Genomic DNA, 10256 nt, shown 5'->3' on the forward strand with positions numbered 1-10256 from the left:
GCTGTAACCCGCTGCGCGACGCTTACGCTTACGACCCGGAATCGCGAAACAGCGCGTTGAGTTGCTGACCCGACGCGGCATCCGCGAAGCCGTCGAATCGTCCTTGCGCGAGAGCCTGCGCGCCGCGCATAAAGCCGCCCCACGCGGCGCGTGCCAATGCGCCGCCCACGCTGATCCGTCTGACGCCCAGCGCGGCGATCTCGTCCACGGTCAGCGTGCTGGCCGATCCCACCAGCAGATTCACCGGCTTCGACGCGACCGCCGCGACCACGGCCGCAATCTCGTCGCGCGTGCCGATACCCGGTGCGTACAGACAATCCGCGCCCGCGTCCGAATAGGCTTTGAGCCGCGCGATGGTGTCGTCGAGATCGGGATTGCCGCAGAAGAAATTCTCCGCGCGTCCGATCAGCATCGTGTCGCTGCCGTATTGATCGATCGCGCGACGCGCGGCACGGATCCGTTCGACCGCGACGTCGATGCCGAACTGCGGCGCGGCGGCGTCGCCCGTCGAGTCTTCGATCGACAATCCCGCGACGCCGGTTTGCACCGCAAGCCGGACGCTTTCCGCGACACCGTCGGCGTCGGTCGCGAAGCCGTTTTCGAAGTCGGCGTTGACGGGTAGATCGGTCGCGATGACGATGTCGCGCAGATGCGCCAGCACCGCGTCGCGCGACACGCTGTTGTCCGCATGACCGAGCGACCACGCGAGGCCGGAACTGGTGGTGGCGAGCGCCTTGAAACCAAGGCTTTGCAGATAGACCGCGCTGCCGGTATCCCACGGATTCGGCAACACGAAACAGCCCTGGTCGTGCAGCGCGCGGAAAGCCGCGCGCTTTTCAGCGATGGAGCGGGACATGAGCAACTCACGGTGGTGGGTGACCGATCTGAACGATCGGATTGCATTCATGGTAGCCGAGCTGCCCGGGTCACGCGCGGGCATGTCGCCCACTTTGCGCAGCTCGGACGTGACGCGCTAGCCGCCTTTCGCCGCGCCCGCGCAGTCCGCGATTTCATTCCATAGATGCAGTGCCGCATACGCGCGATACGGCCGCCAGTGGTCGGCCCGCGCGCGCAGTGCGGCCTTGTTCGCCATCGACGGATCGCGCGCGACCAGCGCCTGCAGCAAGACCAGATCGGTGCCGGGCCATGCGTCGGCATCGCGCAACGCACGCATCGCCACGTATTCGACGGTCCACGGCCCGATGCCGGGCATCGCCAGCATCGCCGCGCGCAATGACGCGTGATCGACGTCCGGATCGTCGAGCGGCATCGCGCCGGTCGCCACTTCATGCGCAAAATTTTGCAGTGCAGCAATCCGCTTGCCGGGCATGCCGATCTTGTCGAGATCTGCGTGGGCGAGTGCGTCGGGTGTCGGAAAACGCCACGCGGTATCGGGATGCGGATGATCGGTGATCGGCAGACCTGCGCGTTGCACGAGGCGTCCGATGATCGTCGTCGCGCCCTTGACGCTGACCTGCTGACCAACGATCGCGCGTACCACGAGTTCGAAACCGGACCACGCGCCCGGCACGCGCAAGCCGGGCACCGCGCGCGTCAACGGCGCAAACCACGGATCGCGGGCGAGATGCGCGGCAATCGCGGGCGCGTCGGCTTGCAGATCGAACATGCGCGCGACATGCCGCCCGATCGCGGTGCCATGACGGCTCGCCGCGCCGTCGATCTGCACGACGACGCACGGTTTGCTGGCGTGCGGTTTGACGCTGATCGTGCCCGCATCGCCGGCCCATTCGATTGCGCGGATATACGCGCCGTCTTCGACGGTTTCGACGCCGGGCGTCGCGCGGCCGCTAAAGAAACGCAGCACGCGCGCACTGTCGTAAGGTTCGATGAAAGGCAGCAGCAGACGTTTGCGCGGCGCGACGGCGTTGTGTGTGGAAGCCATGTCGGCCGGTTGCGCATCGGTGCGCATCAGGTGGACGCCATCCGGCGTTACTCGCTGATCGCGACGCGATTCTTGCCGTCGCGTTTGGCGCGATACAGTCCGGCGTCGGCGGCTTCGATCAGGCTCGTCACGGGCGCGTCGAGCGTCGGCACGACCATCGCCGCGCCGATGCTGATGGTGACCCAACCGGTCCCCGACCCCGAATGCTCGATACCGAGCGCTTCGATCGCGAGGCGGATCTTTTCCGCGAGCAGACGCAAGCCGCCCGCCGACATGCCCGGCAACACCACCGCGAATTCCTCGCCGCCGAAACGCGCCGCGAGATCGGGCGTGCGGCCGAGGCAGGTCGCGACCGTATGCGCGATACGTTGCAGCACGACATCGCCGGCGACGTGACCGTAGGTGTCGTTGTAAGCCTTGAAATTATCGACGTCGATCATCAGGAAGCCGAGACCGGTCTGATCGCGCGTGCCGCGTCGCCACTCGGCCGCCAGATATTGATCCAGATAACGACGGTTCGACAGGCCCGTCAGGCCGTCCGAGTGCGTCAGCCGTTGCAGTTCCAGGTTGGTCGCGAGCAGTTGCTGCTGCGATTGACGCAGCGCCTGATAAGCCTCGTCGCGCTGCAACAGGTTCATATACGAGCGCGAGTGGTAGCGAATCCGCGCGATCAGTTCGAGCCGGTCCGGCAGTTTCACCAGATAGTCGTTGGCGCCGGCAGCGAACGCCGCGCTCTTGACCAGCGGCTCTTCCTTGGTGGACAGCACGATGATCGGAATATCGCGGGTGGCCGGGTTTTGCCGGTACAGACGAACCAGCGTGAGGCCGTCGGTGCCGGGCATCACGAGGTCTTGCAGGATCACGGTCGCGCGGGTCTGCTCGGCGCAGGCCACCGCTTCTTCCGGCGACGCGCAATAGTGGAAATCGACGCCTGCTTCACCGACCAGCGCGAGCCGCACCGCTTCACCGATGATGGCCTGATCGTCGACCAGCAACACCATGATCGGACACTCGGCCGCGGGCGGGTTGTTCAGGATCCGCGACAACGCCTGCTCGACCGCGTGGTCCGGCGCGTCGGCCGTGTCGATGCGCGACTCGGCGTGCTTCGGCGTCGAGGTGTCAAGTTCCGGGTTGTAAAGGTTCATGGTGTTCAACTGGGTGTCGGTGAAAGCATACGGTGCATGTTTGCGGTGCCCGTCGTCATGCCCGGGACGCTGCAGGTATCGCGGCAATCGCGGGTCGGGCGATGTCAAAGTCTTGTCATGGCGCGCCAAGCGCGACCACCAGCGCATCGGCGATGCGCGGCAGCGGCAGGATCGCGACCGCGGCATCGACGGCGGCGGCCGCTTTCGGCATGCCGTAGACCGCGCTGGTCGCCTGGTCTTGCGCGATCGTGTGATAGCCCTTCGTGCGCATCGCTTTCAGGCCGATCGCACCGTCGCGGCCCATGCCGGTCAGCAGCAATCCGATCGCGGGCGCGGTCCAGCGCGCCACCACGCTCTGAAAGAACACATCCACCGAAGGCCGGTACGGCGTATCGCGCGGCACGTCGGTATAGCCGAGCGCGTGGGCCGTTTTCAGATGCAGATGATCGTCGGTCGAGGCGAGCAGCACGATGCCCGCCTGCGGCCGGTCGCCCTCGCGCGACCCGCACCGGCAACGCCGATTGCTGGTTCAGCCAGTCGGCCATGCCGGGCGCGAATGCGGCATCGACGTGCTGGACGATCACGATAGCGGCGGCAAAATGCTTCGGCAAGCCCGCGAGCAGCGTCGCCAGCGCGGCCGGGCCGCCCGCCGACGCGCCGATCGCCACCAGCGGCGTCGCGCGATCGGGCGGGCGCGGGCGGCGGCGCGGCGGGCGTCACCCGCTGCGGCGTGCGCTCCCGCACCAGCGCGCCGATCCGGTCGATCTTCGCGAACAGCATCGCGATGCCTTTCGCGGCGTCGGGACCGGCGAGCGCGGGCGTATCGACCGCGTCGAGCGCGCCTGCGCCCATCGCTTCGTACACGCGCCACGCGTTCGCGCCGACATCGACCGTCACGACCAGGATCGCGCACGGCGCGCGCTCCATGATCCGGCGGGTCGCCTCGATCCCGTCCACGTTCGGCATCACCAGGTCCATCAACACGACATCGGCCGCTGCACGCTGCAGAAGTCCAGCGCCTGCTGGCCGTCCTGCGCGACCCACAACACGTTATAGTCCGGCCGCGACGCGAGCGCACGGCGCAATGCTTCGACGGCAAGCGGTACAACGTTGACGATGCCGATTTTCATACGTGCCTCATTCGTCTTTTTACCCGCTCGGGTTGACGCGGGATCTGCGTGGTTTACGCGCGCCCGGCGCGCGTCTGCCCGGATTCGCGTGCTAGTCGAACGCGCCGCCGATCAGGTCGCGCACCGCATCGAGTAGCGCTGCGTCCTGGAAACTGCCTTTTGCCAGATAATAATCCGCGCCGGCGTCGAGACCCGCGCGACGATCTTCCTCGCGGTCTTTATACGACACGATCATCACCGCCATCAGACTGCAATTGCGGATCGCGCTTGATCAGCGTGACCAGTTCGATGCCGTCCATGCGCGGCATGTCGATATCCGTAATCACCAGATCGAAACGCTCGCTGCGCACCGCGTTCCAGCCATCCATCCCATCCACGGCGATCGTCACGTCGTAACCGCGCGTGGCCAGCAGCTTGCGTTCGAGTTCGCGCACGGTCAGCGAATCGTCGACCACCAGCACCCGCCGCGCCGCGCGTTTGGCCGCCTGGGTCGCGCCGCGTTCGGTGTGACGCAGATCGCCCGCCGCGATCAGTTTTTCGACCGAGCGCAGCCAGTCGTCCACGTCGGCGATCAACACCGGGTCGCCGTTTTCCATCAGCGCGCCGGATGGTGATGTTGCGCACTTTGCCCAGGCGCGGATCGAGCGGTTGCATCACGAGCATCCGTTCGCCGAGAAAGCGGTCCACCACCACGCCGAAGGTCTGCGTGCCTTCGCCGATCACCATCAGGCTCACGGTATCGTCCTCGAAGGTGGGCGGCGCGGTGTCGAGAATCTGATGCGCGGTGACGACGCCGATCCGCCGTCCGTCGAACGCGACGTGCTGATGTCCTTCGAGCAGTTCGATGTCGGCGCGATGCACGTGCAGCGTGCGATTCACGTGCGCGAGCGGCATCGCGTAAGGCTCGCCCGCCACTTCGACCAGCAGGCTGCGAATCACGGACAGCGTCAGCGGCAACTGCAATTGCACGCGCATGCCGAGACCGGCTTCGTGCGAAATCCGCGCGGTGCCGCGGACCCGCTTGACGATATCGTGGACCGCGTCGAGACCGACGCCGCGTCCCGACACGTCGGTCACGCGGTCGCGCAACGAGAAGCCCGGAAGGAACAGGAATTCGAGCAGTTCGGTCTCGGACAGACGCGCGGCGGTGTCGGCGCTGGCCAGTTGCTTTTTGACGATCGAGCTGCGCAAACCGTCGAGATCGACGCCCGCGCCGTCGTCGGATACGGTGATCAGCAGATTGCCGGCCGTATGGCGCACGTCGAGCGTGACCGTGCCCTCTTCCGGCTTGCCGCGCGCGAGCCGCACGGCGGGCGCTTCGATGCCGTGATCGATGGCGTTGCGCAGCATATGGCCGAGCGGCGCTTCGAGCAGATCGAGAATGTCGCGGTCCACCCCGGTCGATTCGCCGACCAGTTGCCAGTGCACTTTCTTGCCGAGCGAACGCGCGACGTCGCGCACCATCCGCGCAAGTCCGCCGCCGCCGTCGCCGAACGGACGCATCCGGCAGCGCAGCGCGGCGTCGTACAGTTGCTGCGACAGATGCGTCGAACGCAGATCGAAGTTTTCGAGTTCGGTCAGACGCTGGCCGATCAGCGATCGCGATTCAGTCGCGACGCGGCGCAATCCGTCGAGCGCGGCTTGCGCGCGCGGATCGAGACGCGTATCTGCGAGCGCTTCCTGCAAGCGGTCGAGCGCGTGCGTGCTGTCGCGCTGCACGCGGCGAATCCGCTGCATCGATTGCGCGAACGGTTTCAGCCAGCGCGATTCGACCAGCGATGCGCCCGAAAGCGACAGCAGCCGGTCGAGATTGTCGGCGCGCACGCGCAGCATCCGGTCGGGCGTGGCGGGCTGATGGGTCGGGCTGGCGGGGACGTTGGCCGGGACGTGGCCGACAGGCGGCGGTTTCGGCGTCGGCAGCGGGCTCGACAAGGGAGGCGACGACGGGCTCGATGACGGGCTCGATGACGGCGGCGCGGACACGGACGCAGACGCCGCTGGCGCCTCGGCGCGCAACGCATCCGCGAGACGGTTGAACGCGTCTTCGTCGGGCGATGAATTCGACTGCGTCGGCTGCGTCGGCACTGGCGGCGCAGCGTGTGCCGCCTGTGTTGCATCGGGCGGGTTCGGCGGCGTGGGATTCAGACGCAGTCCCGCCAGCGTGGCATGCGTGTCCGACGCGTGATGCGGCGACACCCCATCCATCCGGCGCTGCAATGCGGCGACGCACGCGCTGACTTCGGCGCGGGCGGCATCGTTGTCGTGATCGCCGACGCGGCCGATCAGATCGACCGCGCGCAGCAGTTCGTCGATCCACGCACGGCGTCGAGCAGCGCGCGGCCTTCCTGCGCGGCGACGAAGCCATCTTCCATCGCATGCGCGAGCGACACGCCGACCTGCACGCCGACGATCCGCGCCGCGCCCTTGAGCGAATGCGCGGCGCGCATGCACGCTTCGAGCGCAGCGGCATCGCGCGGCGTGCGTTCGAGCGCGAGCAGGCCGTCGTTCAGCACGCGCGCCTGCGTGCGCACCTCTTCGCGGAACAGATCGATCAGTGATGGGCGTCCGGAATCCGGGGTCATCCAAGGCTCCGGTTCAGGGTGTCGAACAGGCAGTCGGCGTCGAGCAGGCCGACCGTGACGCCGCGCCAGGCGCAATCGCGCGCGTGCGCCGCGCGGCGGTTTCCGATAGCGTCGCGGGCGGCGGCTGGAAACCGGCGATCGCGAGACGATGCACGCCGTCCACCTGACGCACCGGCAGCACCGCATGTTCGTCGCCGCGCGCGACCACCAGCAGGCGCGGGCTGACCGCGCCGGTCGTTCCGGTCATTCGTGTCGCGCGATTCCGCTTCGCGGGCTCGAAACCGAGCAGCAACGCCAGCGACAGACACACGAGCACCTCGCCCTGCACGTTGACGATCCCCAGCACCGCGCGATGCTTGCGATGCGGCAACGTATGGATCGGGCGCACCGGCACGATCCGCTGAAGCACGTGCGTCGGCAGCGCCAGCCATTCGTCGTCGATCCGGAACACGACGAACGATTCCGTCGCGCCTTGTCCTTCGGGACGCAGATGGCGGCTTGGCGCGATTTCGTGGCGCGGCAACTGCACATCCGGAATCGGACGTTCGAGCAGCTTCGCGGCGGCCGTTTCGAAAACCGGGCAGTTCAGGCAGCGCACGTAGTCGGCGAGGCGTTCAGGGCACGAGCTGCCGCTATGCTACGCCGATGCGGTTCCAGCAATCGTCGATGATCGTCACGGGCGCGTCGTTCACGTCGTGCTCCGTTTAGAACCAGCGATCCGCGCGTTGCATCAGCAGCCGCGCGCCGTGACGGTCGCCCTCGAGTTCGAGCAGCGCGGCGAGGTGCGTGAGCACTTCCGTGTGCTGCGGATCGAGGTACAGCGCACGGCGATATTGCGTGCGCGCCTGCGCCGCGTCGCCTCGCGCGTCGGCGAGCATGCCGAGCAGATAGAACGCATCCGGGTCCGGTTCGTGATGTTTCAGATGCGTCTCGACGACCGCGAGCGCTTCGTCCAGTCGTCCGGCGTCGGCGAGCGAACGCGCGGCGTGCAGCGGGTTCGCCGTCACCGTGCCGACGGCGGGCAAGGCCGACGCGGACAGCGCAGCGGGCGCGGCGACGAAAGCGGGCGGGCGGGTGGTGAATGCCGGCATTGGCGGGCGGCGTCGGACGAAATGGCACGCGACGCCGCGAACGTCGGCGCTGGCGTCGCTGCGAACGGGTAGGTGAGCGCCAGCGCGGCGGCTTGCGCGACCGGCGCGGGCGCAACCGACTGCGCGGCGCACGCGTCGGCGTCGTTGGGCGTCGCGCGATGGAACGCGAATGCGAGCGGAATTTTCGCGGACTGCATGCCGTAGCGCATCAGCAAGCCGGTTTCGGCCGGACCGACGAACAGCGTGCCGCGCTCGTCGAGCACGTTGTCGAGCGCGCGCAGTGCCGTGTGCTGGGTAGCGCGGTCGAAATAGATCAGCAGATTGCGGCAGAACACGAAGTCGTAGACCCCGAGCGCCGCCGCATCGAGTTGCATCAGGTTCGCGCGCGAGGGCCGACACGTGCAGCGCTTCCCAGTAATCGGCGAGCGTTGCGTCGGCGTGACCGTCGGCGAACCAGTCGGCGGCGCGCTGATCGACCGCACGTTCGATCGCGTGATCGCCCAACGACGCGGCATCGAGTCCGACCGTCCGGTGCAGCAGCTCGGTGAAGCGCCGGTACGCGTTCATGCGTGCGTCTCCGGAAACAGCAATGCTTTCACGTCGTCCGTCAGCAGTTGGTCGATCTTGACCCATTGCACGATGCCGTCCGCGTGGTTGGCGACCGGGCCGAGAAAGCGGGCGTGCGGCGTGTCGATGCCGGTTTCGTGAAATGCGCCGGCATCCAGCCGGACTTTGCAGCGTCGCGCCTTCGAGGATCACGGCGAGCACGCGGAAATCGTGGCTGGCGCGGCGAGCGGGCGGATACTGCACCAGCACCATCCGGGTGGACATGATGGCGGCGGCGCGGGACGGCCGAGCGTCAGTGCCGGCAGATCGATCACCGGCAGCGGCGTGCCCTCGTGGTCGATCACGCCCGCGACCCACGACGGCGCGCCGGGAATCGACTTCGGCGGCGTGTCGCGCGCAAGCGGCAACATGCGCTCGACCTGCGATGCGTCGATCACATAGCGGTCGGTGTCGAGCGTGAACAGGACGAACAGCATCGCTTACGCGCGCGGCGGATGGGTGACCGCGAGCGCCGGGCCGTCGTGGCTCACGTCAACACCTTTGAAGCGCGACACGCCGGTCCGCAGACTGTTCGCCACGTGCGTCAGGTCGTCGATCGCCAGGGTCGGATTGCCGCAGCGATTCGACGGTCTGCTGCGCGGCCTCAGACAGTTGCGACAGAGCCTGGCTGATCTGCTCCGCGCCGGTGGCCTCGGCCTGCATGCCTTCGTTGACCGATCGAAACCGGGGGGCGAGCGCCTGCACCTGCTGGATGATCTGCGTCAGATGCCCGCCGACGTGTTGCACTTCGAGGATACCGCGCCGTACCTCCTCGGCGAATTTGTCCATGCCCATCACGCTGGCCGACACCGCCGACTGGATTTCCTTGACCATCTGCTCGATGCGGTGACAGAGGTGGTCACCTGGATGCGCCGATTTCTGCACCTGTCCAACCAGCATGGCCAGCCCGTCGGTCATCCGGTTGAAGCCGTTTTCGAGCGCGCCGATTTCGTCGTTGCGGTTCAGTTGAAGGCGCTGCGTCAGATCGCCGGTGCGCATCACATCGACCACTTCGAGCACGCGCGCCATCGGCGTAGACGGCGCGCAACAGCCAGTAACCGGCCATCGCGGCGACCGCCGCGGCGATCATCAGCGCGATGACCAGCACGACTCGCGTGTCTCGACCGAACTGCGGATGCGGTCGGCGGCTTCGTCGGCGTAACCCTTGTTGTTATCGACCAGCTGCATCGACAGGCGGCCGGTTTCCAGATCGGGGTGATTTGCGCGTTGAAGATTCGCGCGGCGTCGTCTTTCGACGTCGGCAGCACGTTCAGCAAAGTGGCCTGTGCGGGCAGATACAGCGCGCGCTGCTGCTTGAAGTCGTTGAACAGATCGCGGTCGGCGGTCTGGAAGATCGTCGAGCCGTAATCGTTCAGCAGTTTTTCGAGCGTGTTCTGGGTTTCGACCAGACGTGCGCTGTCGCGTTTGACCGAAGCCGGATCGCTATCGACATAGATCAGTCGCTGGGTGACGGTGTAGTTCTCGAACCACGCCGCGCGCATCGCGGTCGTTGGCCGAGGCCCGGCACGGAGTCTTGCTGCTGACCTTCGCGTCGCGGCCGATGCCGCCCAGCTGAAACAGGGTAATCGCCGCCATCGTCAGCATCACGACCAGAACGGTCCCGAAGCTGTAAAGAATCCGTTTCCGGATGGTCAGTTGTTTCACGCGCGCCTCTAGGCTTTTCTGCTTTGTGTCGAGGAACATCCCGCAGACCGTGTCGGGGAAATGGCGTGAACCCCCCGAACCCGCCAAGCTCATCGGAATTGTCTGATAGATGCTTGCGCGGAATTTTACATTGA

Annotated in this window: 12 protein-coding genes and 2 pseudogenes; 2 read left to right on the forward strand and 12 right to left on the reverse strand. The window is 66.8% G+C overall.

The genetic code is table 11. The features are described from left to right. Positions 1-28: 28 nt before the first annotated feature. The gene (locus PW947_RS08785) at positions 29-856 is read right to left on the reverse strand and encodes an isocitrate lyase/phosphoenolpyruvate mutase family protein (RefSeq protein WP_299630903.1); all 828 of its coding nucleotides are present in this window, start codon (positions 854-856) and stop codon (positions 29-31) included. Between PW947_RS08785 and PW947_RS08790 the strand changes: the two genes are divergently transcribed. Further along, the gene (locus tag PW947_RS08790) at positions 855-977 is read left to right on the forward strand and encodes a hypothetical protein (RefSeq protein WP_299630905.1); all 123 of its coding nucleotides are present in this window, start codon (positions 855-857) and stop codon (positions 975-977) included. The two genes, PW947_RS08785 and PW947_RS08790, sit on opposite strands and share 2 nt — an antisense overlap. Here PW947_RS08790 and PW947_RS08795 read toward each other — a convergent pair. The 7 genes and pseudogenes from PW947_RS08795 to PW947_RS08825 all read right to left on the reverse strand — a co-directional run bounded on the left by PW947_RS08795 (position 974) and on the right by PW947_RS08825 (position 8225). Beyond that, entirely contained in the window at positions 974-1903 is a 930-nt protein-coding gene (locus PW947_RS08795; RefSeq protein WP_299630906.1) for an AlkA N-terminal domain-containing protein, read from the reverse strand. The genes PW947_RS08790 and PW947_RS08795 overlap by 4 nt on opposite strands. A gap of 47 nt (positions 1904-1950) precedes the next feature. Next, positions 1951-3048, reverse strand: a complete 1098-nt coding sequence (locus PW947_RS08800; protein ID WP_299630908.1) for a diguanylate cyclase — start codon at positions 3046-3048, stop codon at positions 1951-1953. A gap of 115 nt (positions 3049-3163) precedes the next feature. Beyond that, a pseudogene (locus tag PW947_RS08805) lies at positions 3164-4178 on the reverse strand (chemotaxis response regulator protein-glutamate methylesterase). A 91-nt stretch (positions 4179-4269) separates the two neighbouring features. Then, a pseudogene (locus PW947_RS08810) lies at positions 4270-6760 on the reverse strand (hybrid sensor histidine kinase/response regulator). A 13-nt stretch (positions 6761-6773) separates the two neighbouring features. Next, entirely contained in the window at positions 6774-7358 is a 585-nt protein-coding gene (locus tag PW947_RS08815; protein WP_299630910.1) for a chemotaxis protein CheW, read from the reverse strand. A 106-nt stretch (positions 7359-7464) separates the two neighbouring features. Beyond that, positions 7465-7785, reverse strand: a complete 321-nt coding sequence (locus tag PW947_RS08820; RefSeq protein WP_299630911.1) for a tetratricopeptide repeat protein — start codon at positions 7783-7785, stop codon at positions 7465-7467. Further along, complete coding sequence (locus PW947_RS08825; RefSeq protein WP_299630926.1) at positions 7764-8225, reverse strand: CheR family methyltransferase; 462 nt, start codon at positions 8223-8225, stop codon at positions 7764-7766. The genes PW947_RS08820 and PW947_RS08825 overlap by 22 nt, the downstream gene beginning before the upstream one ends. A gap of 25 nt (positions 8226-8250) precedes the next feature. On the opposite strand from PW947_RS08825, the gene PW947_RS31205 reads away from it, so the two are divergent. Further along, positions 8251-8559, forward strand: coding sequence for a hypothetical protein (locus PW947_RS31205; RefSeq protein WP_366146100.1), 309 nt, complete (start codon positions 8251-8253; stop codon positions 8557-8559). Positions 8560-8606: 47 nt separating this feature from the next. Here PW947_RS31205 and PW947_RS31210 read toward each other — a convergent pair whose 3' ends face one another. From PW947_RS31210 to PW947_RS08845, 4 genes are all read right to left on the reverse strand, one after another. Then, complete coding sequence (locus PW947_RS31210; protein ID WP_366146101.1) at positions 8607-8894, reverse strand: chemotaxis protein CheW; 288 nt, start codon at positions 8892-8894, stop codon at positions 8607-8609. A 55-nt stretch (positions 8895-8949) separates the two neighbouring features. After that, entirely contained in the window at positions 8950-9456 is a 507-nt protein-coding gene (locus PW947_RS08835) for a methyl-accepting chemotaxis protein (RefSeq protein WP_299630912.1), read from the reverse strand. Next, the gene (locus tag PW947_RS08840) at positions 9456-9959 is read right to left on the reverse strand and encodes an MCP four helix bundle domain-containing protein (RefSeq protein ID WP_299630913.1); all 504 of its coding nucleotides are present in this window, start codon (positions 9957-9959) and stop codon (positions 9456-9458) included. Before PW947_RS08840 ends, PW947_RS08835 begins: the two co-directional genes overlap by 1 nt. Continuing rightward, positions 9901-10256 (reverse strand): hypothetical protein (locus PW947_RS08845; protein WP_299630915.1); only part of this gene is annotated, 356 nt, incomplete at its 5' end. The genes PW947_RS08840 and PW947_RS08845, both read right to left, overlap by 59 nt.

Origin of the sequence: Paraburkholderia sp., assembly GCF_028283785.1 — a bacterium.
Classification (GTDB): domain Bacteria; phylum Pseudomonadota; class Gammaproteobacteria; order Burkholderiales; family Burkholderiaceae; genus Paraburkholderia.